This window comes from Nakamurella panacisegetis, from assembly GCF_900104535.1.
In the GTDB taxonomy this organism is placed as follows: Bacteria; Actinomycetota; Actinomycetes; order Mycobacteriales; family Nakamurellaceae; genus Nakamurella; species Nakamurella panacisegetis.
The window spans coordinates 2,410,456-2,433,642 of the sequence record NZ_LT629710.1; the positions used below are offsets into that span (position 1 = coordinate 2,410,456).

Here is a 23,187-nt window from a genome sequence, read left to right on the forward strand (position 1 = left end):
CACGTGTCCGGCCTCAGGCGTGACGTCCGGACGGCAGCTGCACGTGGATGCCGTAGTCACGGATCTTGCGGTAGATCGAGGCGCGGGACATGCCGACCTCCTGGGCGGCGCGTTCCTTGTTGCCGTCATTGGCGATCAGGCTGGCCACGATGGCGTCGCGCTCCAGGTTCTCCAGCGGCGTCAGCTGGCGGCGACTGCCCGAACGGCACTGGGCCGGCAGGTCCTCGACGGTGAAGCTGCCGGAACGCCGCAGCCGGATCACCTTCTGCAGCACCTCGCGCAGTTCGCCCACGTTGCCCAGCCAGGGGAGCTTCATCAGCTGCCGCATGGCCTCGGGCGAACAGGTCAGGCTCTGCTGGGGGCCGGCGATGCGGTGCAGCAGATGGGGGATCAGTACGGGGAGATCGTCGAGACGGTGGCGCAGCGGTGGCAGTTGCACCGAGTGCGGGAAGTGCGGCAGCAGCTGCGACTCCAGCTCGGTGCCGGACCGCTCGGTGGCCATGGTGATGGCCACCCACGGATGGTCGGGCTGGTCGGCGTGGGCGGCCGCCTCGGCCAGCAGATCGACCAACCCGGTCAACGACGCCGGATCGAGTCGGTCGACGTGCTGCAGGATCACCGCGCCGCCGTCGCCGGCCAACGCCTCGGCCACCTCGTCGAGCCATGCCTCGATCTCGCCGGGGTCGCCGGCGTCCAGCACCACCACTCGTCCGGTCGGATGCTGGCGCTGGTGCACGGCGCGGGCCAGCGCGGTCTTGCCGACCCCGGCCTCACCCTCCAGCGCGACCCATTCCCGGCGGCGGTACCAGGAGTCGACCGACCGCACGCAGCGGGTCCACACCGGTGAGCTGCCGACCAGGCCGGGCAGCGTCACCGACATCGGGACCAAGGTCGAGGTCTGGCTCTCCACGGCCGCCGAACTGGAGCTGAACTGCACCCGCAGGACCCCGCCGACCAGACGGTCGTCCAGGAAGGCCGGCTGGTAGTGCATTCGCGCCATCAGTCCGCTGGGCAACTCGGCGACCAGCGTGATCGGCCGGCCGAGACCCCGCGCATCGGCGGCGCGTCCGAGCAGGGCAGCCTGGTCGGTCGGATTCAGGTTCTGCCGGGCCTGGTCGTTCATCATCACCAGCTCGTCGCTGATGGCCAGCACCACCCCGCCGGCGTGCTGGCAGGCGTTGAGGTACTCCCGCAGCAGCGCCAGTTCGTCCTGGCTGGCCTGGGTCAGCATGTTGCGTTCGATGCTGCTCGCCGTGGTCACGGCCAGGGTGAGCAGCAGGGAACCCGGCTCCTTGGCCCACGTGGTCAGATCGAGCGCGCCGAGCAGAGCACCGCTGATCGGATGATGGATCGGGGCGCCGGCGCACGTCAGTCGCTCGAGGTTCTCGGCGTAGTGCTCGTGTCCGCTGACCAGGGTGGGCAGTCCGGATTCCAGGGCCGTCCCGACGCCGTTCGTGCCGACCAGGTTCTCGGCGTAGCTGAAACCGGGGGCCAGGTTGACGTGGTCGAGATGACGGGAAAGCTGTCCGCGGGGGGCGCGGCGGTCGACGACCAGACCGTTGGCATCGGTGAGCACGATGCTGATCGGCTGATCGGTCAGCTCATCCTCCAGCTGCTTCAGGATCGGCTCGGAGCACAGCATCAGCGGGGAGTTGGGGTTCGGTTCCTTCACGAACCGGAGGTCGGGGCGGTCGGCCATCACGCGGAACGCCCGCGAACGCTGCCAGGACGTGAGGATCGGTGCACGGACGGACATCTCGTCGACCGGTTCGGCGGTCAGGAAGGCCTCCCGAGCCACGGCAAGCCGCAGTGGCCGGTGCGTTGGGGCGGTCCGCGCTCGAGGTAGTGGCGTCATTGCCAGGGTCCTTCGTGGTGCGACAGTTGATCTTCGATCGGCGGCGGGCGGCCGGAGGGGCAACCCCCGTTGCGGCTCGTCGGCGGGCCTTACCGGGGGCGGTGCGTGCAGCGCACCTCCAGGACGCGTTGTAGCGAGTCTATGCAGTTGACGCCAGGGGTGTGGCGGGGATCTCAGATTGAGACGGGTACGCCCCTGCTCGCACGGTGTGATTCGACCACGAGGACATGACCCCGGCGCCCCGCGGCCGGGCCGGAATCCGCAGCGGACCGACCGCGTCCAGGCGTGACCCACCGATCCGAACCGGGCCCATGTCCGCCGTGTCAGCCACCGACCCACAGGAGGACGAGCAGTGAGCAGACAGAGTCTGAGCAAGGCGCACCAGAAGATCACCGAGCTGTCGTGGGAGCCCACCTTTGCCACGCCGGCAACTCGGTTCGGGACCGACTACAAGTTCGACAAGGCGCCGAAGAAGGACCCGCTGAAGCAGATCCTGCGGTCCTACTTCCCGATGGAGGAGGAGAAGGACAACCGCGTCTTCGGTGCCATGGACGGTGCCATCCGCGGCAACATGTTCCGCCAGGTACAGGAACGGTGGATGGAGTGGCAGAAGCTGTTCCTGTCGATCATCCCGTTCCCGGAGATCTCCGCCGCGCGGGCGATGCCGATGGCGATCGACGCCGTGCCGAACCCGGAGATCCACAACGGGCTCGCCGTGCAGATGATCGACGAGGTACGCCACTCGACGATCCAGATGAACCTCAAGCGCCTCTACATGAACCACTACATCGACCCGGCCGGCTTCGACATCACCGAGAAGGCCTTCTCGAACAACTACGCCGGCACCATCGGCCGGCAGTTCGGCGAGGGTTTCATCACCGGTGACGCCATCACCGCGGCCAACATCTACCTGACGGTGGTCGCCGAGACCGCCTTCACCAACACCCTGTTCGTAGCCATGCCGTCCGAGGCCGCGGCCAACGGCGACTACCTGCTGCCGACGGTCTTCCACTCGGTCCAGTCCGACGAGTCCCGGCACATCAGCAACGGCTATTCCATCCTGCTGATGGCCCTGGCCGACGAGGACAACCGCCAGCTGCTCGAGCGCGACCTGCGCTACGCCTGGTGGAACAACCACTGCGTGGTCGACGCCGCGATCGGCACCTTCATCGAGTACGGCACGAAGGACCGGCGCAAGGAGCGCGACAGCTACGCGGAGATGTGGCGCCGCTGGATCTACGACGACTATTACCGCAGCTACCTGATCCCGCTGGAGAAGTACGGCCTGAAGATCCCCCACGACCTGGTCGAAGAGGCCTGGAACCGGATCATCAACAAGGGCTACGTGCACGAGACGGCCCAGTTCTTCGCCACCGGCTGGCCGGTGAACTACTGGCGCATCGACGCGATGACCGACGTCGACTTCGAATGGTTCGAGTACAAGTACCCGGGCTGGTACAGCAAGTACGGCAAGTGGTGGGAGAACTACAACCGCCTGGCCTACCCGGGCCTGAACAAGCCGATCGCGTTCGAGGACGTCGGGTACCAGTACCCGCACCGGTGCTGGACCTGCATGGTGCCGTGCCTCATCCGCGAGGACATGGTCACCGAGAAGGTGGACGGCACCTGGAAGACCTACTGCTCGGAGACGTGCGCCTGGACCGACATGAAGGCGTTCCGTCCCGAGTACGAGGGCCGGGCCACTCCGAACATGGGACGGCTCACCGGGCACCGGGAATGGGAGACCCTGCACCACAACCGGGATCTCGCGGACATCGTCAAGGACCTGGGCTACGTACGGGACGACGGCAAGACCTTGATCCCGCAGCCGCACTTGCACCTCGACGACCCGAAGAAGCTGTGGACCCTGGACGACTTGCGGGGCATCAACTTCGCCAGCCCGAACATCCTGCTCAACCAGATGTCCGACGCGGATCGCGAAGCGCACATCGCCGACTACAAGGCGGGCGGCCCCGGCGGCCGGACGTCGGCCGCGGCCGCGGCTTTCGCCTCCGCGTAACACGAAGTGCCGGGCCCGGTGGTCGCCGCCATCGCCGGGCCCGGCCCGGGCGTTCTCCGTTGGTCCGCCCGCGCAGCATCCGTCCGGCCGGTCATCGTCCTGGTGATCGGTCGGCCGGATGTACGGCACGTTTCTCACCACTGTCAGGAGTGAAAGTCATGGGGGAAACCCACCGCGTCAAGTTCGAACCGGTCGACCTGGAGATGGAGGTCGAGGAGTCGGAGACCGTCCTGGATGCCGCGTTCCGGCAGGGCATCACCCTGATGCACGGATGCCGTGAGGGTCAGTGCTCGGCCTGCAAGTCGTTCCTCATCGAGGGTGACGTGCAGATGGACCGGTATTCGACATTCGCTCTCGCCGACTACGAGAGCGAGGAGGGGTACATCCTGCTGTGCAAGACCCACGTGTACAGCGACGCCGAGATCGAATTGATCAACTACGACGAGGAGGTACTCCGGGACGCGGTGCCGCTGCAGAAGGTGACCGCCACCGTCCGGCACCTGACGCCGCTCACCCACGACATCGTCTCCCTCGGGCTGACCGTCAGCGGGGGTCGTTTCGACTTCAAACCTGGTCAGTACAGCGACATCTCGATCCCGGGGACGGACCAGCACCGTTCGTTCTCGATGGCCACCACCACGACCACACCGGGTGAGCTGGAATTCATCATCAAGAAGTACGCCGGCGGCCATTTCTCCGGGCTGCTCGAGGGCGGCATCAAGGTCGGCGACGAGCTCGAGATCACCGGACCGTACGGAACTTTCACCCTGCGCGCGAAGTCGGACCGGCGGATCGTGTGTATCGGCGGCGGAGCGGGGATGGCGCCGATCCTCTCCCTGCTGCGGCACATGGCCGAGACCGAGAACCGGCGGCCGGTCACCTTCTACTACGGGGCCCGCAACCCGACCGACCTGTTCTACCTGCCGGAGATCATGGCCATGACCGACCGGCTGGTCGACTTCACCTTCGTGCCCTGCCTGTCCGACACCTGGCCGGACGACTGGACCGAGCTCGGGGTGGAGGGTGACACCGGTTTCGTCACCGATGTCGTCAATCGTCGGGAGGCCGACCTGACCGACGCCGACCTCTACCTGTGCGGCCCGCCGCCCATGGTCGATGCTGCCATCCCGATCCTGGAGAGCCGGGGCGTCCCGACCGACCGGATCTACTTCGACAAATTCACCACCTCCGTCATCTGACATCGCCGTCATCCACACCAGAGAGCTGGAAACATGACACAGACCGCCGCGACACCCGTGCGCAGCTTCCCGAAACCGGAGTTCACCGACGCCGAGGCCGGCGCGCTGGACTTTCCGAGTTCCAAGAGCCGCACCTACAACTATTTCAAGCCCACCAAGCTGCGGGCCACCACCTACGAGGACGTCACCGTCGACGTCCAGCCGGACCCGGAGCGGCACCTGAGCCAGGGCTGGCTCTACGGTTTCGCCGACAGCCCGGGCGGCTACCCGAAGGACTGGACGGAGCTGAAGTCGAGCGACTGGCACCTGTTCCGCGATCCCAACGAGGAGTGGGAACAGACGATCTTCCGCAACAACGCCAACATCGTCCGTCAGGTCCAGCAGAACCTGGCGAATGCCCGCGGCGCCCGCGCCTTCGAGGCGTTCTCGCCGACCTGGGTGACATTCCTGGAGCGCAACGTCGGCGCCTGGATGCACGCCGAGCACGGCCTGGGCATGCACGTCTTCGTCGCCGCCCAGCGCTCGGCTCCGACCAACATGCTCAACAACGCGATCTGCGTGAACAGCGTGCACAAGCTGCGGTTTGCCCAGGACCTGGCCCTGTACAACCTGGACCTCTCCGAAGCCGGGATCGGATTCGACGGGGCGGTGCACCGTGACGTCTGGCAGAACGACCCGGTGTGGCAGGGCGTGCGCGAGAACGTGGAGAAGCTGACCGCGATCGGCGACTGGGCCGAGGCCGTGTTCGCGACCAACGTCGTGTACGAATCGCTGGTCGGCGTGCTGTTCCGCAGCCACCTCGTCATGCAGATCGCCGCCCGCAACGGCGACTACGTCACCCCGACCATCGTCGGCGCCGGCGAGAACGACTACTCCCGGGATCTGAACTACACCCGGACGCTGTTCTCGATGCTGGCCAAGGACGCTGTGCACGGCGAAGCCAACCGGGTGATCATGCAGGGTTGGCTGTCGAAGTGGGTGCCGGTGAGCCTGAAGGCGGCCCGCACCCTGCAGCCGATCTGGTCGCAGCCACTGGAGAAGATCATCAGCTTCGAAACATCGCTGGACGATTCGAAGGAGGGTCTGCGCGCCACCCTGTCCGATCTGGGCCTGACCGAACCGAAGGAGCTTTCCGCATGACCGAGACCGTTCAACCCTCAGACTTCGGCGCGGTGAACCGCACGTCGTCCAACATGTGCGGGGTGACGCTGATGAACAACCAGAACGGCTATGTGGTGGCCGAGATCATGTCGCACAAGCCGGGTGTCACCATCTCCGAGTATCCGTCGATGATCCGGGTGGACGGCAGCGGCTCGATCACCTTCGATTTCGAGGAGATCACCGAAGCGCTCGGTGCGGAATTCGACCAGTCGGATTTCGAGGAGATCATGTCCACCCACTACGGGCGCATGGTGCATTTCGACGACAAGACGATGCTCTTCGCCAACCCCGAGGATGCCGCCGAGTACATCGATTTCGATCTTCCGGTCGTCAACTGACCGGTGGCCGCTCCGCTCTGCGGGTCGGGTGCCGTCGGCGCACATCCTCGGCGTCACCCGATCCGCAGTGCCCTCCCAAGGAGGAAAATCCATGTACCACTTGACGATCACCGCCATCGAGGCCGATGACGAGCGGCGGCGCGACCACGCGGCGGCGTTGGCCGAGGCGCGGCAGCTGCTGCGTCGCCGAGGGTGGGAAGCCGACGAACTCGACTCGGCTCAGCTGTTCGATCTGCCGACCGGGCCGGAACGCTCTGCTCTGCTGCGCCTTCGGGCCGATCTGGGCCTGTCCACCCTGCCCGACGCCTACCTCTCCGATCGGGTCGGTTCGCTGACCCACTGAAATGCTTGCGCACCACGGAATATCGCATCACGAAGAAATACTGCACCACGAATAACGCACCACGGCACCGAAATCCGCGACGCTCCACCCCCACGAAAGGTTGTTCTCACCATGGCGAAGGATCTGCGCTTCAACGTCGAAGCCCGGCGACTGTTGGAATCGGGGGTGAATGCCCTGGCCGACGCGGTCAAGGTGACCCTCGGTCCGAAAGGCCGCAACGCCATCATCGAAAAGCTCACCGGCGCACCGACGATCACCAACGACGGGGTCACCATCGCCCGGGAGATCCAGCTCCGCGACCCGTTCGCCAACATGGGGGCGCAACTGGTCAAGGAAGTAGCGATGAAGACCAACGGGGTGGCCGGCGACGGAACCACCACGGCCACCGTTCTGGCTCAGGCGCTCGTCCGGGAGGGCCTGCGCGCGGTCGACGCCGGGGCCAACCCGATGCAACTGCGCCGCGGGATCGAGGAAGCGGTGACGGCTGTGGTCACCACGCTCGCCGACCGGGCCAGTCAGGTCGGCGGCATCGACGACCTGGCTCACGTGGCCAGTCTGTCGGCCAGCGACGACCGGGCCATCGGAGATGTCATCGCCCGGGCCATGGACCGCGTCGGCACCACCGGCGTCGTCACCGTCGAGGAGTCGGCGTCATTCGGCCTGAACCTGACGTTCATCGACGGCGTCGAGTTCGATCACGGCTACATCTCCCCGTACATGGTCACCGACCGCGACCGCATGGAAGCCGTCTTCGAGAACCCCTACGTGCTGCTGACCAACCAGAAGCTGTCGTCCGTGCAGGACCTGATGCCGGTGCTGGAACAGGCCCGCAAGTCCAACCGGGGCCTGGTCATCCTGGCCGAGGACGTCGACGGGCCGGCGCTGAACATGCTCGTCACCAACAACGTGCACGGCACCTTCCGTTCGGTGGTGGTGCGCGCCCCCGGGTTCGGACACCGCCGGGTCGCCGAGCTCGAGGACCTGGCCGCCCTGATGGGTGGACGGGTGGTCAGCCCGGAGTCCGGCCTGAGCATCAACCAGCTCCAGGTGGAGCACTTCGGCCAGTGCCACAAGGTGACGGTGACCGAGACGGGGACCACCATCATCGGCGGGGCCGGCCAGGCAAGTGAGATCGAAGCCCGCATCGGGCATCTGCGCCGTGAACTGGAGCGCACCGAGAACGAGCACGACCAGGACAACCTGAACCTGCGGATCGCCCGGCTGTCCGGTCGGGTCGCCGTCATCCACGTCGGCGCGGCCACCAGCGTCGAGCTGAGGGAGAAGCAGCACCGAGTCGAGGATGCGCTCTCGGCGACCAAGGCGGCGCTGGAGGAGGGCATCGTGGCCGGCGGCGGGTCGTCGCTGGTGCACGCCCGGACGGCGCTGGATTCGCTGGAACTCACCGGCGATGCCCTGCAGGGCCGGGAGATCGTCCGGCGTGCACTGGACGAGCCGCTGCGCTGGATCGCCATCAACGCCGGCTACTCAGGCGACGAGGTCGTGCAGATCGTCAGCGAGCTGCCTCTCGGCCACGGCTTCAACGCGATGACCGGCGAGTACGGCGACATGTTCGACTTCGGCGTCATCGACCCGCTGAAGGTGACCCGGTCCGCCCTGCAGAGCGCCGCCTCCATCGCGGCCCTGCTCATCACCACCGAAACCGCCATCGTCGAAGAGGTTCTGGTCAACCCGGGCGCCATCATGGCCCCCGGGTTCGGAGACCTCGCCGAGGGCATGGTCCGCCCGTCGAACATCTACTGACCCGGGCGCGTGAGATCGGCATCAGCCGCCGGCCCGGCCCGAACGGGTCGACCGGCGGCCACCGCCACCGACGATGGAGCCCGGGCTCCACCTGAACAGCGGGGCGCCTCTCGTGTCGCGGCGAGAGGTGCCCGGCTGTGCGCCCGATTGGGCGGCTGCCTAGATGGTCGCGGCGAGAGGTGCCCGGCTGTGCGCCCGATTGGCGCCCGTGTTCGGCGTGGATCAACTTCCCAGGCATGGACGAAGTTGACCACTTCTGCCTCATCCGTCCCAAAACGAACAAGTTGATCCACGCCTGAGAAGTTGATCCACGCCGGGGTGGGCTGATCCGCGAGCCCTCAGAGGGCGAGCAGCGCGACGCAGATGACGACGGTCAGCAGGAGCAGCAGGGTTCCCTCGACGACGCTGATCCGAACGCTCGAGGCGCGGTGCGCGTGATGCGGATGGCCGTGGGGCGTCGACGGGTTCAGCGATGGCATGTCGGGACCTCTCTCTGCCGCATGGCCGAGACGCTATTGAAAGCAACATACTTCGTCCGTCTCAGATTGAGAACGGCTAGCTCCGGGAGATGCAGGACATGGATGACACCGCCGAGAAGACGTCGCCCGGCCGGGCCGGATTCGCCGACCTGACCCTCCGCGACCTGCCGAGCCTGGAAATCCTGGTGCTCGATGAGATCGCCGGCTGGATCTTCTCGCCGGAGAACCCGGGCCAGGGCTACAGCGGAGAACACGGCGGTGCCATCGTGACGGCCGTGCTGAACGGCGTTCAACGCGCGCACGCGTTCCAACCTGAGCTCGCCCCGATGACATCCCCGGTGCTGACCGAGATGCGCGACCGGGTCTTCACCGGGGTACAGGAACTGTCCCAGTCGGCCGAGGCGCTCAGTACGTTCGTCGTCACGCTGATGCCGGCGGTGATCAGCGAACTCGAGCGCAGCGCCGGTGACGCGGCCAGCCAGTGCTACTGGCTCTACTGCTACGCCCTGCTGGTGTTGGCCGGCGGTCGCAGCGGCCGTCTGGACGAGAGCCTCATGGCCGGCATCATCGCGTCCTTCGACGGCTGGAACGACCTCATGTCCGGCGGGTTCACCCTGCCCTGGCGGGCCGCCTGAACGGGCTCAGCCGGTGGGGAGGCGGACCCGGGAGGCCAGTACCGCTCCCGTCGCGGCTGCTCCGGCGGCGATGGTGAATCCGGCGAGGTAGGGCAGGACGTGCGAGCTCACGATCAGGGCGGCGAACACCGTGCCCGACACGGCCAGGGTGATGGCCTGCAGCAACGCCTCGTTCACCTGCAGCGCCGAGGAGTTGCGGCCCTCGTCGTCGGTCGCGGACAGTTCGAGGGTGAGCACCGACATGGTGGGGTAGGCGATGCCGATGCCCAGTCCGGCGATCGTCCAGGCCACATACACGGAGAACAGCGGGACGGCCGGGAACACCGTCGCACAGGCCCCCGCGATGCCGATGGTCAGCATCATCAGTCCGAGCCGCAGCAGGGCCGGTCGGCGATCCGAAGCACTGACGCGCCCTTGCCACGCTGACCCGGCGGACCAACCCAGGGCACCGACGGTGAGCACGATCCCGGCTCCGGTCGGGGACAGGCCGCGCTCGCGGGAGAGCAACAGCGGAAGGAAGACCTCGGCCGCGGTGAAGGCCGCTCCGGTCAACCCGCGCAGCAGGACGACCGTCGGCAGCCCCCGGCCGCTGCGGTAGGTGCGGCTCGGCAGCAGCTTGGGAATGGCCACCACCAGCAGCAGCACCCCCACCAGCATGGCCGGGATGGCGACCGAACGCTGCGTCTGACCGGCCACCGACAGCAGGCACGCGGCCAACCCGGCCATGACGGCGAAGCTGCTGCGTCGCAGGCTCTCTCGCACGGTCAGCGTCGCCGGAGCAGGATCGTGCGCGGCCAGCAGCCGACGGCAAGGGCCCCAGCCGGCCACCGCCGCGGCCACGGCGATGAACGGAACCAGCAGGAACACCCATCGCCACCCGAGGTGCACCACGACGAACCCGGCGATCACCGGACCCAGCAACGCCGGCAGCACCCACGCCGCCGCGTAGGCCGAGAAGATCCGCGGCCGGAGCGATTCCGGGTAGGTCTTGGCGACGACGACGTACAGGGCAACGGAGGTCAGGCCGGACCCGAGGCCCTGCAGTGCGCGACCGCCGATCAGCATCGTCATCGAGGTCGACAGCCCGGCGACGAGCAGGCCGGTGACGAACAGCAGCCAGCCGACGGCAAGGGCGCCGACCGGTCCGCGCCGGTCGCTCCAGCTTCCCGACGAGACCATCCCGACGATGCTGGCCGCGGCCGGCACCCCGAAGGCGAGGGCGTAACCGTTCAGCCCACCGAGCGCGGCGGCCACGGTGGGCATCGCGGTGGACACCGCCACCGCCTCGAACGCCTGCACGCCGACCATGGTGACGCCGGCGATGGACACGGCCCGGAAGCCCGGGGCGAACAGGCTGGGACGTGCGGGCGGGGCGGCGATCGTCATCTCCTCACGGTAGAAGTTGAAGTGCGGTACAGGTCAAACGGGCTCGCTCGCACCCTCGGGGCGGGCCATCGCGCGGCTCACATCTGGGTCGGCCGCTCCGTATTCACGAGGACCAGTGTCCGGCACCGTAGATACCCGGTGCCCGGACGAGATACCCGGTGCCCGGACGGTCACGGCCTGCTCCTGAGCCGAATGGCTGAATTCCGTGCATGTCACTCGCGCGTAACAAGCGTTGCTGAGAATCAGCCCGTTCACTTCACCCACAACCCCATCCCCGAGGAGAATTCCGATTCGCTGGGTACGCGTCGCAGCACCCCGGTCAGGACCTTCCTGGCCGTGCCACCTCGGGGAGGCCTCGTGACGTCCACTGCGGTTCGGCGCACGGTGATGGCGCTGGTCGGGCTGGTCCTGATCGGGGCCTGCTGGGAGCTCTACAAGGACTTCGCGCCGGCCGACGGCATCAGCGTCTTCGGCACCCGGGTACTGCCCCGCACCGGCGACTCCTCGATGCCGCACCTGGGATCAATCTGGTCCGCGTTCGGTTCGCAGGAGGTGTCCCTGGCCGGGAGCAGCAGCGTGCTCGGATCGATCGTCTCGGCCGGGCTGCACACGTTGGCCCTGGCCCTGGGGGGCCTGGTCGTCGGAGCAGTCGTCGGCCTGGCGCTGGCCCTGTTGATGGATGCCCTGGTGGTGGCCGAACGGGCGCTGCTGCCCTGGATCGTGCTCAGCCAGACCGTGCCGTTGATCGCGATCGCGCCTCTGATCTCCGGGTGGGGGGCCGGGCTGCATTTCGGCGGATTCCAGTGGCAGCAGTGGATGTCGGTCGCTGTGATCGCGGCATACCTCTCCTTCTTCCCGGTCTCGGTCGGGATGCTGCGCGGGCTCAAGTCGCCCACGGCCGTCCACACCGAATTGTTCCGGTCACTCTCGGCCGGCCGCATCACGACGCTGGTCCGGCTCAAGTTCCCGGCGGGCGTCCCGTTCCTGATCCCGGCATTGCGCCTCGGGGCGGCCGCGTCGGTGGTCGGTGCCGTGGTCGCGGAGACGTCGATCGGCGTGCCGGACGGGATCGGCCGCGTCATCATCGACTACTCGCAGCAGGCGACCGGCGACCCGTCGCGGCTGTACGCCGCGGTGATCGGCGCCGCCGTGCTCGGCCTGATCGCCGCCGCCCTGGTCGGTCTGTTGGACCTCGGCCTGCGCCGCTACCAGAGAGGACGCACCGCATGAACGAGACCAGTGTGCAGATCGACGGCGTGAGCAAGATCTTCACCGCCCGCAAGGGCGACGTCACCGCCCTGAGCGGGATCGACCTGAGCATCAGCGGTGGCGAATTCGTCTCGCTCATCGGACCGTCGGGTTGTGGGAAATCGACGCTGTTGCGGATCATCGCCGGGTTGATCGAACCCAGTACCGGCTCGGTGACGGTGAACGGCAAATCGGCCGACCGGGCGAGGAGGGACCAGGAATACGGATTCGCGTTCCAGCAGGCCGGATTGCTGGAGTGGCGCTCGGTGGCCGGGAACGTCGAACTGCCACTGGCGGTCCACGGGGTCGGCAAGGCGAAACGTCGGGCCAGGGCCCGGGAGTTGCTCGAACTGGTCGGCCTTTCCGAATTCGCCGACCACCGGCCCGGGGAATTGTCCGGCGGCATGCAGCAACGCGTGGCCATCGCCCGGGCGCTGGCCGAGAGTCCGTCCCTGCTGTTGATGGACGAGCCCTTCGGTGCGCTGGACGAGATGACCCGGGAGCGCATGCAGGGAGAGCTGGTCCGGATCGCCGGCGAGACCGGGGCATCGGTCGTCTTCGTGACGCACTCGATCTCGGAGGCGGTGTTCCTGTCCGACCGGGTGGTCGTGATGTCCCCGCGGCCGGGCCGCATCGCCGATGTGGTCCCGATCGCGCTGGGCTCCCGTGACGTGAGCACCCGCGAATCCGAGGAGTTCTTCGCCGCCGTGACGAGGGTGCGGGAATCGCTCCGGGGCCGGGCCGACGTCGATGAGGTGATCGGGTGAGCGCCCCGCCCGCCGAGTCGGCCGCGACCCTGGATCCCGTTCGATCCGGCGTCTCCCTGCTGCGCCGCACCGGGTCGGTGTTCGGCTTCGTGTGGCCGCCGATCGTCCTGGGCCTGGTCGTGCTCGCCCTCTGGCAGTGGGTGACGAAAGCGTTCGACGTCCAGACCTTCGTCCTTCCGGCTCCGTCGGACATCGGGAGTGCACTCGGCGGCAATCTCCACCGGATCTACCTCGCCGCCGGGAAGACCGGCGCGAACGCGCTCGCCGGATTGCTGTTGGGGACATTTCTCGCCGTGATCGCGGCCGCTCTCTCGGCCCGTCTCCGGATCGCCGACGAGCTGATCACGCCGCTCGCCGCGGCGGCCGCCACCATGCCGATCGTGGTGCTGGCTCCCATCTTCAACACCATGTTCGACTCCACCTCCACCTGGCCGCGGCGGCTGGTGGTCACGGTGGCGACGTTCGTCCCGGTGTTCGTCAACAGCGTCCGGGGGCTGAAGCAGTTGTCCCCGGTGCACGCCGAGCTGATGAGCAGCTACGCGGCCGGCGGGTTGGCCGTGCTGCGCTACGTACGAATCCCCGGGGCTCTCCCGCACTTCTTCACCGGACTGCGGCTGGCCGCTTCGCTCAGTGTCATCTCGGCCGTCGTCGCCGAGTATTTCGGTGGTCTGCAGACCGGCCTCGGGCCGAAGATCACCTCCGCCGTCGCGGCCAGCGATTACGCGTTGGCCTGGGCCTACGTGGTCGGAGCGATTGTTCTCGGTCTGTTGTTCTTCCTGGCCGCTCTGCTGGTCGAAACGTTGGCCATGCGAGCGCGTCAAGGCCCCGTGTCCTGAACTCCTCGCGCATCGTCCCCGAGATCGGCAGCGTCGCCGTTGCATTTCCCGATTGGTCCGCATCAGTGCCTCACCACGAAGGAGACCGTCCATGTATCAACGGATTCGCAGGACTGCCCTGGCCGCCGCGGCCGTCATGAGTCTGGTCACGCTGGCTGCCTGTAGCAGTTCCAGTACGACATCGGCCGGCAGCGCCGCCCCGTCCAGCTCCGCGGCCGGATCGTCGTCCGCGGCCGGGTCCGCCCCGGCGGGCGGCCCGCTGATCAAGGTGAAGCTCCAGCTGCAGTGGTTCAACCAGGCCCAGTTCGCCGGCTACATCGTGGCGTTGAACAAGGGTTTCTACAAGGAGCAGGGCCTGGACGTGACGTTGCTCGAGGGCGGGACCACCATCGTCCCGCAGACCGTCCTGGCCCAGGGGCAGGCCGACTACGCCATCGCCTGGGTGCCCAAGGCGCTGCAGTCGCGGGAACAGGGGGCCGACATCACCGACGTGGCCCAGATCTTCCAGCGTTCCGGGACCACGCAGGTCTCGTTCAAGGACAAGAACATCACCACCGCGGCCGATCTGAAGGGCAAGAAGGTCGGCAACTGGGGTTACGGCAATGAATTCGAGTTGTTCGCCGGAATGACCAAGGCCGGGCTCGACCCGTCGACCGACGTCACGCTGGTGCAGCAGCAGTTCGACGAGAACGCGCTGCTCAACGGCGATATCGACGCCGCTCAGGCGATGATCTACAACGAGTACGCGCAGGTGCTGGAGGCCAAGAACCCGAAGACCGGCAAGCTCTACACGACCGCCGATTTCAACGTCATCAAATGGTCGGACGAGGGCACGTCCATGCTCCAGGACGCGATCTGGGCCAGCACCAAGAAGCTGTCCGACCCGACGTACCAGGCCACCACGGTGAAGATGCTGACGGCGAGTTTCCAGGGCTGGATCTACTGTTCGACGCACGCCGCCGAGTGCCGGGACATCGTGGTCAAATCCGGTTCGAAACTTGGTGCCAGCCACCAGCTCTGGCAGATGAACGAGGTCAACAAGCTGATCTGGCCGTCCACCGCCGGGATCGGCATCGTCAACCAGGCCGACTGGGACCGCACCGTGAAGATCGCCATGGGCACGAAGAACGCCGACGGCAAGACGGTGCTGACCAAGGCGCCGGACAAGGACGCGTTCACCAACGTCTATGCGCAGAAGGCACTCGATGCGCTGAAGGCAAAGGGGGTCGATGTCACCGGGGCCGGCTTCAAGCCGATCACCGTCACGCTGAACCCCGGCGGCGCCTGACCCGGCCGACGCCAAGGGCCCCGGCTCGAATGCCGGGGCCCTGGTGTCGCGCCTGGCCCGTGGTCGGGGACTACTTGGTGTGCCGGTAGAACGGCGCGTCGGACGGAGCCAGCGGAGCGCGGCCCAGGATCAGGTCGGCCGCCTTCTCGGCCAGCATCATCACCGGCGCGTAGATGTTGCCGTTCGTGACGTACGGCATGACGGACGCATCGACCACGCGCAGGCCCTGGGTGCCGTGCACCCGCATGGTGGCCGGGTCGACCACGGCGAACGGATCCGACGCGGGGCCCATCTTGGCCGTGCACGACGGGTGCAGAGCCGTCTCGGCGTCGGCCGCCACCCAGTCCAGGATCTCGCGGTCGGTGGAGACCGAGGGGCCGGGTGAGGTCTCGCCGCCGTTGTACGGGGCCATGGCCGGCTGGTTCAGGATGTCCCGGGCCACCCGGATCGATTCCACCCACTCCCGCTTGTCCTGGTCGGTGGACAGGTAGTTGAACCGCAGGGCCGGGTGCTTGCGCGGATCGGTGGAGGTGATCTTCAAGGTCCCGCGGGCGTCGGAGTACATCGGGCCGACGTGCACCTGGTAACCGTGGCCGGTGCGGTTCACCTCCTCGGACACCGACCCGTCGTACCGGACGGCGATCGGCAGGAAGTGGAACATCAGGTTCGGGTACTCGACGTCCTCGTTGGACCGGACGAACCCGCCACCCTCGAAGTGGTTGGTGGCGGCCGGGCCCTTCCGGGCCAGGATCCATTCCAGACCGATGAACGGCTGGCGCAGCTTGCTCAGGTACGGCTGCATCGTCACCGGCTCGGTGCAGGCGTACTGGATGTAGACCTCGAGGTGGTCCTGCAGATTGGCGCCGACCCCGGGCAGGTCGACCACCGAGCGGATGCCGAGGGCGCGCAGTTCGTCGGCGTTGCCGACGCCGGAGAGCTGCAGCAGCTGCGGGGAGTTGATGGCGCCGCCGCAGAGGATGACCTCACCGGCGGTGGCCTTGTGGTTGCGGCCGTTGCGCGAGTAGGTGACGCCCGTGGCGCGGGTGCCGTCGAAGGTGACGCCGGTGGCCAGGGCCCTGGTCAACACGGTCAGGTTCTTGCGGGACATGGCCGGCCGCAGGTAGGCCCGGGAGGCGGACAGGCGGCGACCCTTGTGCACGTTGCGGTCGAACGGGGCGAACCCCTCCTGCCGGAAGCCGTTGACGTCGTCGGTCAGCGGGTAGCCGGCCTGGACGGCCGCGTCGAAGAAGGCCCCGAAGAGCGGGTTGGTGGCCGGGCCGCGTTCCAGCACGAGCGGACCGGACCGGCCGCGCATCACGTCGTCACGGTCGGCGGCCAGGCAGTTCTCCATCCGCCGGAAGTAGGGCAGGCAGTGCGCCCAGTCCCAGTCGGACATGCCGGCGTCGGCGCCCCAGCGCTCGTAGTCAAGCGGGTTGCCCCGCTGGAAGATCATGCCGTTGATCGAGCTGGACCCGCCGAGGACCTTGCCCCGGGCGTGGGCGATCCGGCGCCCGTTCATGTGCGGTTCGGGCTCCGACTCGTACTGCCAGTCGTAGAAGCGGTTGCCGCTCGGGAAGGTCAGCGCGGCCGGCATCTGGATGAACAGGTCCCACGGGTAGTCGCTGCGCCCGGCCTCCAGGACCAGGACGGTGGAGTGTCCGTCGGCGGAGAGCCGGTCGGCCAGTACGGATCCGGCGCTGCCGCCGCCGACGATCACATAGTCAAAGGCGCTCTTCGGGGTGCTCACGGCGTGCGGTACTCCTTGTGGTCGGTCTTGCGACAAGTGACGGGCCAGGGGCTGAACAAGTCTCGTCCACCGCTTAGGGTTGCGTCATGGACAACCCTGCGGATGTGAGCTCGGACGACGGCGCGGCCAGACCCGCGAGCGCGGTGCAGTCCGTCGACCGCGCCATCACGGCTCTGGAGTTCCTGGCCCGTCGCGGCGAGGCCGGAGTGTCCGAGGTGGCGGCGGCGATCGGGGTGCACAAGTCCACCGCGTCGCGCTTGCTCGGTGCGCTGCAGGGGCGCGGCCTGATCGAGGCGGCCGGCGACCGGGGTCGCTACCGCCTGGGGTACGGCATCCTGCGGTTGGCCGGGGCGATGGGGGGCCGGCTGGACGTCACCAGTCAGGGTCGGGAGATCTGCGAGGAACTGGCCGAGCAGCTGGGCGAGACGGTGAACATCGCGGTGTTGCAGGGCGATCAGGTGATCAACGTCCACCAGGCCCACGGCGGCGGGGCGATCTCGGTGAACAACTGGGTGGGCCGCCCGACGCCCCTGCACGCCACGTCGTCCGGCAAGGTCCTGCTCGCCTACCTGTCGAAGCCGTTGCAGGACAGGCTGATCGACGCCGGTCTGCACCGCTACACGGCGGTCACGGTGACCGACGGCCGGGTGCTCCGCCGTCAGCTGGCCCAGGTGCACGTCGACGGGTACGCGATCACCGCCGAGGAGTACGAGACGGGACTGAACGCCGTGGCGGCGCCCGTCTTCGGTGCCGGCCCGGCCGCCATCGCCGCGGTGTCGGTCAGCGGGCCGGCCTATCGACTGCCGGTGGCCCAGCTGGGCGAGACCGCCCGGTCGGTCGTCGCGGCGGCGGCCCGCATCAGTGAACGCATGGGGCATCTCGGCTAACGCGGCGCCGGACGGGAGGGCCGGCCGGGGCCCGCATGGATCAACTTCCACGGTTTGGGACCGGTGGGATGCGAGTGAACAAGTTCGTCCAGGCCTGAGAAGTTGATCCATGCCGAACCCGGGTCAAGCCTGGATCTTGTTCTGCAGCCAGTCGTGGAACAGGCCGATGTGGTGCTCGCTGGGCACCAGCACCCCGCCGTCGCGGTACACGCGGGACGACATGGCCGGCTGGCAGCGCTCGCAGGCGTCGAAGTCCTGCCGGTTGACCCGGTCGAACAACTCGACCGACTTGCTGACGTCCTTGCCCTGCTCGACGACGCTGGGTAGGTACAGCCAGTCGCACTCGACGATGGTGCGGTCGGCGGCCATCGGGTACATGCGGTGGAAGATGATGTGGTCGGGCACCATGTTGATGAAGACCTGCGGCTTGACCGTGATGGCGTAGTACTTGCGGTCCTGGTCGGGATCGATGCCCGGCAGCACCTCGAGACCCTCTGACCCGTCGACGGTGAAACCCTTGACGTCCTGCGCGAAGTCGGCGCCGTGGTTGACGAAGAACTGAGCGGCGTATCCGTCGGCGAATTCCGGCAGCACCTCGGTCAGCTCCGGGTGGATGGTCGCGCAGTGGTAGCACTCCATGAAGTTCTCGATGATCAGCTTCCAGTTGGCCTGCACGTCGTAGACGATGCGGCGGCCGACGGACAGCGTGTCGACCTGGTAGTGATCGAGGTTCGCCACCTCGCCGAGCCGGTCGACGACCTCCTGCAGGACGGTGCCCTCGAACGACGGCGGCTCGTCGGCCAGGCTCACCCAGACGTATCCCAGCCACTCCCTCAGGTGCACCTTGCGCAGGCCGTACTCGACCCGGTCGACATCCGGCATCTTGGTCAGATTCGGTGCGGCGATGAGCTTTCCGTCGAGGTCGTAGGTCCAGGCGTGGTACGGGCACTGGAAGGCGCGGGCCACCTCGCCGGCCGCCTCGGTGCACAACTTGGCGCCGCGGTGCCGGCAGATGTTGAAGAACGCCCTGACCTCGCCCTTGCGGCTGCGGGAGATCAGGATCGACTCGCTGCCGACCTGCACGGTGCGGAAGCTGCCCGGCGTCGGGATGTCCGACGAGCGAATCGCACAGAACCACATGTCCTCGAAGATCTTCGCCTGCTCCAGCGCGAAGATCTGGGGGTCGGTGTAGAAGTGTCCGGGCAGCGTGGAGATCAGCGATTCGGGCAGTTCGGTGGTGGTCATGGCAATCACCTTCGCGGTCACGGCAGGAATCGGGCGGAGAGAGCAGCGGGAGAGGCAGATGATGCGGCGGCGGAGCTGGTTGCGTCAGATGCAACGCGTTCTGCTGGATGCAACGAGGCTAGTCTCCGGCGGGTGAGCCGGGGCTGTCAAGGGTGGGTCGGTGATGGGTCGGACTGGGACGGGACGACGCGCCCGGGCGGGCCGGACAACTGCTTGCGCCAGCGGGTGAACAGCTTGGGCTGGTTCATGCCCAGCACGGCGACCGGTTCGCCGTCCCGGCGGTAGACGGCCAGGATGTCGTGGGTCTCGGCACTCCCGGCCTCGATGGTGACCTCCTCGGTGCCGTCCCGGCGCCCGGTGAACTGGATCTTCACGCCGTACTGGTCCGACCAGAAGTACGGCGGCCGCAACGGGGTGGTGGGGGGATGGCCCAGCATCGCGCCGACCATGACGGCCGGCCGGTCGCGCGAGTCGGTCCAGTGCTCGATGCGGTGGTGCCGACCGCGGACGTCATCGAACCAGGCCGAGCAGTCGCCGACGGCGAACACGCCGGCGAAGTTGGTGGCGCCGACCGCATCGCAGACCACGCCCCCGCCGGAGCCCGGCGCCGCCAGGTCGAGTCCGCTGCCTTCGAGCCACTCAACCGCCGGTACGGCGCCGATGCCGGCCACCACCACGTCGGCCGGGACCTCGGTGCCGTCGGCCAGGAGCACGCCGGTGACCCGCTCGGTGCCCAGCAGGCCGGCCACCGCCACGCCGCATCGCAGGGCGACTCCGTTCGCCTCGTGCAGACCGGCCACGACGCGTCCCATCTCGGGGCCCAGTGGGCCGGCCAACGGCGCCGGGGCCGCTTCGATGACGGTCACGTCGATTCCCAGACCTCTTGCCGTCGAGGCGATCTCGGCTCCGATGAAGCCGGCCCCGATGACCGCCAGCCGGACACCGGGTTTCAGTTCCTCGCGCAGGGCGGCCGCGTCGGCCAGGGTGCGGACGGTGTGCACGCCGGCCGGGGCGCCGGGCATTCGCCGGGCCCGTGAGCCGGTGGCGATGACCACCGCGTCGGAGGCGATCAGAGTGCCGTCGTCCAGGGCGACGGTACGGGTGACCGGGTCGAGCCCGATCGCGTGCACGCCGAGGACCCACTGCGCGTCCAGCGCCTCGTCCTCCAGTTCCAGGGCCAGCTCCGAGACTCCGGTGAGACCGGCCAGGAAGTCCTTGGACAGCGGGGGGCGGTCGTAGGGACGGACACTCTCGTCGCCGATGACGGTGATCGTGCCGGTGAAGCCCTGCTGTCGCAACGCCTTCGCGGTGGCATGCCCGGCCAGGCCGGCGCCCACCACGGTCACCGAGGTCGGGAGGCCGGTCAAACCGAAACGCCGGGCGGGAGGTTGGGGGCATCCTGCGACAGCGTCACGAAGATGTCCCCGTCGGTCACCGTCACGGCGTGGGTGCGGACGCCGCGCTTGGCCGGAGGGGCGTCGACGGCACCGGTCCGGAGGTCGAACCTGGACGCGTGCAGCGGGCACTCGATCTCGCAGCCCTCGAGCCAGCCGTCGGCCAGTGAGGCGTCCTGGTGGGTGCAGGTGTCGTCGATGGCGTACACCTCGCCGTCATCGGTGTGGAACACCGCGATCGGCGGGGATACGTCGTCGACTCGGATGGCTTCGCCGGCCGGCAGGTCAGCAAGCGGGCAGATCCGCAACACAGGCATCCTCATTTGCGCTAGGCACAACCCGATTCGTACTACGCAACAGCTTCGAGCAGTGCTGTGGCCCTGTCAAGGCATTGCGCCCGCCTTCGGCGAGATGTTCGGCCGACGTGATCTCGACGAAACCTGCGGAGCCGATCTCGGAGAATCGGCGACGCGCTCCGGTCCGTTCGCGGCCGTCGGCCGTACCTATCGGGCCGTACCTATCGGGCCGTACCTATCGGGCCGGACCTATCGGGCCGTACCTATCCGGACCTATCGGGCCGTCCAGCCGCCGTCGATGGCCAGGGTCACCCCGGTGATCAACGACGCCGCCGGCGAGGCCAGGAAGACCACCGCGCCCGAGACCTCCCGCGGCACGCCGATCCGGTGCAGGGCAGCGATCCGCTCGAGTGTGTCCGTCTCGAAGGCCGGATCGGACAGCGCAGCACCGGTGCCGTCGGTGCGGATGAACGTCGGGGCGACCGCGTTGACCCGGATCCCGTACTCGCCCCACTCGACCGCGTGGGCCTTGGTCATGTGGACCACCGCGGCCTTGCTCACGCAGTACGACGATTCGCCGGGCAACGCGACCAGGCCGGCCTGCGACGCGATGTTGACGATCGCGCCGGTGTGCCGGGGACGCATGTGTCTCGCCGCATGCTGGGACAGGAAGAAGGTGGACCGGGTGTTGAGAGCCCAGACGGCGTCGAAGTCCTCCTCGGTCACGTCGATGGCCGCGTCGTTGATCCCGCCGCCGGCGTTGTTGACCAGGATGTCCAACTGGCCGAGTTCGGTGATCGCCCGGTCGATCGCGCTCCGGCTGCCGGTCAGATCGGTCACGTCCATCGGCACCACGACGGCGCGGCCACCGTCGCGCCGGATGAGCTCGGCCAGTTCGCCGCCCGCCTCCGGACGCCGCACACCCAGCGCGACGGCCGCCCCGGCGCCGGCCAGCTCGAGCGCGATGGCCCGTCCGAGCCCACGGTTGGCACCGGAGACCAGGGCGACCTGGCCGGTCAGATCGAAGGGGGACGACGTCATGGCTGGCTCTGTTCTCTCGGCGTGGCCGACCCGGGGCGTGGTCGATCGGAACACCAGCATGGACGATGACGCCGCCGGGGCGAAGGACGACCATCCGCCCGTAGGCTGGAGCCGTACGTCCGGACCGACCGTCCGGCGCGACCGACGTGAGGTGAGGATCCGCCATGATGCCCGGCATGCCCGATCTGCAGTCCCTGCTGCAGCACGCCCAGCAGATGCAGGCCGATATGGCGCAGGCGCAGGCCGATATGGCCGCGGCCGAGTTCACCGGCCACGCCGGCAGCGGGCTGGTGCAGGCGACGGTGTCCGGCGACGGGCAGTTGAAGGCCCTGGTGATCGACCCGTCGGTGGTCGACCCGACGGACGTCGAGACGCTGGCCGACCTGGTCATCGCCGCGGTCCGTGACGCGACGCGAGCCGCGACCGAGTCGGCCGAGCAGACCATGGGCGCGATGGCCGGACCGCCGGCCGGGCTCGACCTGTCCGCGTTCGGCCTGCCGACGATCGATGGCTTCCCGGCGGACGACGACGATGACGAGTTCGACGACGACGACGAAGACGACGCTCCGGCCGCTCTGCCCCCGTCGGGAGCCTAGAGGCGTGTACGAAGGCCCCGTACAGGACCTGATCGACGAACTGGGGCGCCTGCCCGGCATCGGTCCGAAGTCCGCCCAGCGCCTGGCCTTTCACCTGCTGACGGCCGACGGCGCCGACATCACCCGGTTGCAGACGGCGCTGCAGCGGGTCAAGGACGAGGTGAAGTTCTGCACCGAATGCGGGAACGTCGCCGAGGGCGACCTGTGCCGGATCTGCAACGACCCGCGACGCGACGCCGGCGTCATCTGCGTGGTCGAGGAGCCCAAGGACGTCCCGGCCATCGAACGGACCCGTGAGTTCCGGGGCCGCTATCACGTGCTGGGCGGGGCCATCTCGCCGATCGACGGCATCGGCCCCGATCAGCTGCGCATCGCCCAGCTCCTGCGTCGGATCGCCGAGCCCGGCGTCAACGAGGTGATCCTGGCGACCGACCCGAACCTGGAGGGCGAGGCGACGGCCACCTACCTGATCCGGATGTTGCGCACCTTCCCGGATCTCGCCGTGACCCGCTTGGCCAGTGGCCTGCCGGTCGGCGGCGACCTCGAATACGCCGACGAGGTCACCCTCGGCCGTGCCTTCTCCGGACGCCGGTCGGTCGACGCCTGACCGGTAGTACTCCCGGCCCGGACGGGCTCTCTTGCCTGCCGGTTTCCCGTTCACGAGC

At 68.1% G+C, this 23,187-nt stretch carries 22 protein-coding genes; 14 read left to right on the forward strand and 8 right to left on the reverse strand.

Annotated elements, in window-relative coordinates; all coding sequences use genetic code 11:
• Nucleotides 1-13: 13 nt before the first annotated feature.
• Complete coding sequence (locus BLS97_RS10580) at nucleotides 14-1,855, reverse strand: sigma-54-dependent Fis family transcriptional regulator (protein ID WP_090475934.1); 1,842 nt, start codon at nucleotides 1,853-1,855, stop codon at nucleotides 14-16.
• A 352-nt stretch (nucleotides 1,856-2,207) separates the two neighbouring features.
• Here BLS97_RS10580 and BLS97_RS10585 point away from each other — a divergent pair, with 352 nt between their 5' ends.
• The 6 genes from BLS97_RS10585 to groL all read left to right on the forward strand — a co-directional run bounded on the left by BLS97_RS10585 (nucleotide 2,208) and on the right by groL (nucleotide 8,677).
• Complete coding sequence (locus BLS97_RS10585) at nucleotides 2,208-3,875, forward strand: ferritin family protein (RefSeq protein WP_090475935.1); 1,668 nt, start codon at nucleotides 2,208-2,210, stop codon at nucleotides 3,873-3,875.
• 158 nt (nucleotides 3,876-4,033) lie between these two features.
• Nucleotides 4,034-5,074: an FAD-binding oxidoreductase gene (locus tag BLS97_RS10590; RefSeq protein WP_090475936.1), complete on the forward strand. Its 1,041-nt coding sequence runs from the start codon at nucleotides 4,034-4,036 to the stop codon at nucleotides 5,072-5,074.
• Nucleotides 5,075-5,107: 33 nt separating this feature from the next.
• Nucleotides 5,108-6,214, forward strand: coding sequence for an aromatic/alkene monooxygenase hydroxylase subunit beta (locus tag BLS97_RS10595; protein WP_090475937.1), 1,107 nt, complete (start codon nucleotides 5,108-5,110; stop codon nucleotides 6,212-6,214).
• A complete protein-coding gene (mimD, locus tag BLS97_RS10600; protein ID WP_090475938.1) occupies nucleotides 6,211-6,573 on the forward strand; it encodes a propane 2-monooxygenase effector subunit MimD in 363 nt (120 codons plus the stop codon). The genes BLS97_RS10595 and mimD overlap by 4 nt, the downstream gene beginning before the upstream one ends.
• 91 nt (nucleotides 6,574-6,664) lie before the next feature.
• Complete coding sequence (locus BLS97_RS10605; RefSeq protein ID WP_090475939.1) at nucleotides 6,665-6,916, forward strand: hypothetical protein; 252 nt, start codon at nucleotides 6,665-6,667, stop codon at nucleotides 6,914-6,916.
• A gap of 111 nt (nucleotides 6,917-7,027) precedes the next feature.
• Nucleotides 7,028-8,677, forward strand: coding sequence for a chaperonin GroEL (gene groL / locus BLS97_RS10610; protein ID WP_090475940.1), 1,650 nt, complete (start codon nucleotides 7,028-7,030; stop codon nucleotides 8,675-8,677).
• Between the two features lie 338 nt (nucleotides 8,678-9,015).
• Here the strand turns inward: groL and BLS97_RS22850 are convergent, their stop codons facing one another.
• A complete protein-coding gene (locus tag BLS97_RS22850; protein WP_157695349.1) occupies nucleotides 9,016-9,156 on the reverse strand; it encodes a hypothetical protein in 141 nt (46 codons plus the stop codon).
• Nucleotides 9,157-9,254: 98 nt separating this feature from the next.
• Here BLS97_RS22850 and BLS97_RS10615 point away from each other — a divergent pair, with 98 nt between their 5' ends.
• The gene (locus tag BLS97_RS10615; protein WP_157695350.1) at nucleotides 9,255-9,791 is read left to right on the forward strand and encodes a hypothetical protein; all 537 of its coding nucleotides are present in this window, start codon (nucleotides 9,255-9,257) and stop codon (nucleotides 9,789-9,791) included.
• Between the two features lie 6 nt (nucleotides 9,792-9,797).
• Here BLS97_RS10615 and BLS97_RS10620 read toward each other — a convergent pair whose 3' ends face one another.
• Nucleotides 9,798-11,177, reverse strand: coding sequence for an MFS transporter (locus BLS97_RS10620; protein WP_090475942.1), 1,380 nt, complete (start codon nucleotides 11,175-11,177; stop codon nucleotides 9,798-9,800).
• Between the two features lie 357 nt (nucleotides 11,178-11,534).
• On the opposite strand from BLS97_RS10620, the gene BLS97_RS10625 reads away from it, so the two are divergent.
• From BLS97_RS10625 to BLS97_RS10640, 4 genes are all read left to right on the forward strand, one after another.
• A complete protein-coding gene (locus BLS97_RS10625; RefSeq protein WP_197676514.1) occupies nucleotides 11,535-12,407 on the forward strand; it encodes an ABC transporter permease in 873 nt (290 codons plus the stop codon).
• Complete coding sequence (locus tag BLS97_RS10630) at nucleotides 12,404-13,192, forward strand: ABC transporter ATP-binding protein (protein WP_090475944.1); 789 nt, start codon at nucleotides 12,404-12,406, stop codon at nucleotides 13,190-13,192. Before BLS97_RS10625 ends, BLS97_RS10630 begins: the two co-directional genes overlap by 4 nt.
• Entirely contained in the window at nucleotides 13,189-14,028 is an 840-nt protein-coding gene (locus BLS97_RS10635) for an ABC transporter permease (RefSeq protein WP_197676515.1), read from the forward strand. The genes BLS97_RS10630 and BLS97_RS10635 overlap by 4 nt, the downstream gene beginning before the upstream one ends.
• Nucleotides 14,029-14,119: 91 nt before the next feature.
• On the forward strand, nucleotides 14,120-15,316 hold the full coding sequence (locus BLS97_RS10640) for an ABC transporter substrate-binding protein (protein ID WP_090475945.1): 1,197 nt from the start codon (nucleotides 14,120-14,122) through the stop codon (nucleotides 15,314-15,316).
• 70 nt (nucleotides 15,317-15,386) lie between these two features.
• Here the strand turns inward: BLS97_RS10640 and betA are convergent, their stop codons facing one another.
• Nucleotides 15,387-17,063, reverse strand: a complete 1,677-nt coding sequence (gene betA / locus BLS97_RS10645; RefSeq protein WP_090475946.1) for a choline dehydrogenase — start codon at nucleotides 17,061-17,063, stop codon at nucleotides 15,387-15,389.
• A gap of 143 nt (nucleotides 17,064-17,206) precedes the next feature.
• On the opposite strand from betA, the gene BLS97_RS10650 reads away from it, so the two are divergent.
• A complete protein-coding gene (locus tag BLS97_RS10650; protein WP_090481913.1) occupies nucleotides 17,207-17,950 on the forward strand; it encodes an IclR family transcriptional regulator in 744 nt (247 codons plus the stop codon).
• Nucleotides 17,951-18,073: 123 nt separating this feature from the next.
• On the opposite strand, the gene BLS97_RS10655 is transcribed toward BLS97_RS10650, so the two are convergent.
• The 4 genes from BLS97_RS10655 to BLS97_RS10670 form a co-directional block, all read right to left on the reverse strand.
• Nucleotides 18,074-19,195: an aromatic ring-hydroxylating oxygenase subunit alpha gene (locus tag BLS97_RS10655; RefSeq protein WP_090475947.1), complete on the reverse strand. Its 1,122-nt coding sequence runs from the start codon at nucleotides 19,193-19,195 to the stop codon at nucleotides 18,074-18,076.
• Between the two features lie 146 nt (nucleotides 19,196-19,341).
• On the reverse strand, nucleotides 19,342-20,562 hold the full coding sequence (locus BLS97_RS10660; RefSeq protein WP_197676517.1) for an NAD(P)/FAD-dependent oxidoreductase: 1,221 nt from the start codon (nucleotides 20,560-20,562) through the stop codon (nucleotides 19,342-19,344).
• Nucleotides 20,559-20,912, reverse strand: a complete 354-nt coding sequence (locus BLS97_RS10665) for a bifunctional 3-phenylpropionate/cinnamic acid dioxygenase ferredoxin subunit (RefSeq protein ID WP_090475948.1) — start codon at nucleotides 20,910-20,912, stop codon at nucleotides 20,559-20,561. Before BLS97_RS10665 ends, BLS97_RS10660 begins: the two co-directional genes overlap by 4 nt.
• Before the next feature lie 246 nt (nucleotides 20,913-21,158).
• Nucleotides 21,159-21,926, reverse strand: coding sequence for an SDR family NAD(P)-dependent oxidoreductase (locus BLS97_RS10670; RefSeq protein ID WP_090481917.1), 768 nt, complete (start codon nucleotides 21,924-21,926; stop codon nucleotides 21,159-21,161).
• Nucleotides 21,927-22,102: 176 nt separating this feature from the next.
• Between BLS97_RS10670 and BLS97_RS10675 the strand changes: the two genes are divergently transcribed.
• Both BLS97_RS10675 and recR read left to right on the forward strand, forming a co-directional pair.
• The gene (locus BLS97_RS10675) at nucleotides 22,103-22,522 is read left to right on the forward strand and encodes a YbaB/EbfC family nucleoid-associated protein (RefSeq protein ID WP_231988476.1); all 420 of its coding nucleotides are present in this window, start codon (nucleotides 22,103-22,105) and stop codon (nucleotides 22,520-22,522) included.
• A 4-nt stretch (nucleotides 22,523-22,526) separates the two neighbouring features.
• Nucleotides 22,527-23,129, forward strand: a complete 603-nt coding sequence (gene recR / locus BLS97_RS10680) for a recombination mediator RecR (protein WP_090475950.1) — start codon at nucleotides 22,527-22,529, stop codon at nucleotides 23,127-23,129.
• The last annotated feature ends 58 nt before the right edge of the window (nucleotides 23,130-23,187 follow it).

Coding starts and splice junctions, on each gene's coding strand:
- BLS97_RS10580 (WP_090475934.1), bottom strand. CDS start 1,855: ATGACGCCACTACCTCGAGCGCGGACCGCCCCAACGCACCGGCCACTG.
- BLS97_RS10590 (WP_090475936.1), top strand. CDS start 4,034: ATGGGGGAAACCCACCGCGTCAAGTTCGAACCGGTCGACCTGGAGATG.
- BLS97_RS10595 (WP_090475937.1), top strand. CDS start 5,108: ATGACACAGACCGCCGCGACACCCGTGCGCAGCTTCCCGAAACCGGAG.
- mimD (WP_090475938.1), top strand. CDS start 6,211: ATGACCGAGACCGTTCAACCCTCAGACTTCGGCGCGGTGAACCGCACG.
- BLS97_RS10605 (WP_090475939.1), top strand. CDS start 6,665: ATGTACCACTTGACGATCACCGCCATCGAGGCCGATGACGAGCGGCGG.
- groL (WP_090475940.1), top strand. CDS start 7,028: ATGGCGAAGGATCTGCGCTTCAACGTCGAAGCCCGGCGACTGTTGGAA.
- BLS97_RS22850 (WP_157695349.1), bottom strand. CDS start 9,156: ATGCCATCGCTGAACCCGTCGACGCCCCACGGCCATCCGCATCACGCG.
- BLS97_RS10615 (WP_157695350.1), top strand. CDS start 9,255: ATGGATGACACCGCCGAGAAGACGTCGCCCGGCCGGGCCGGATTCGCC.
- BLS97_RS10620 (WP_090475942.1), bottom strand. CDS start 11,177: ATGACGATCGCCGCCCCGCCCGCACGTCCCAGCCTGTTCGCCCCGGGC.
- BLS97_RS10630 (WP_090475944.1), top strand. CDS start 12,404: ATGAACGAGACCAGTGTGCAGATCGACGGCGTGAGCAAGATCTTCACC.
- BLS97_RS10640 (WP_090475945.1), top strand. CDS start 14,120: ATGTATCAACGGATTCGCAGGACTGCCCTGGCCGCCGCGGCCGTCATG.
- BLS97_RS10655 (WP_090475947.1), bottom strand. CDS start 19,195: ATGACCACCACCGAACTGCCCGAATCGCTGATCTCCACGCTGCCCGGA.
- BLS97_RS10665 (WP_090475948.1), bottom strand. CDS start 20,912: ATGAGGATGCCTGTGTTGCGGATCTGCCCGCTTGCTGACCTGCCGGCC.
- BLS97_RS10670 (WP_090481917.1), bottom strand. CDS start 21,926: ATGACGTCGTCCCCCTTCGATCTGACCGGCCAGGTCGCCCTGGTCTCC.
- BLS97_RS10675 (WP_231988476.1), top strand. CDS start 22,103: ATGCCCGATCTGCAGTCCCTGCTGCAGCACGCCCAGCAGATGCAGGCC.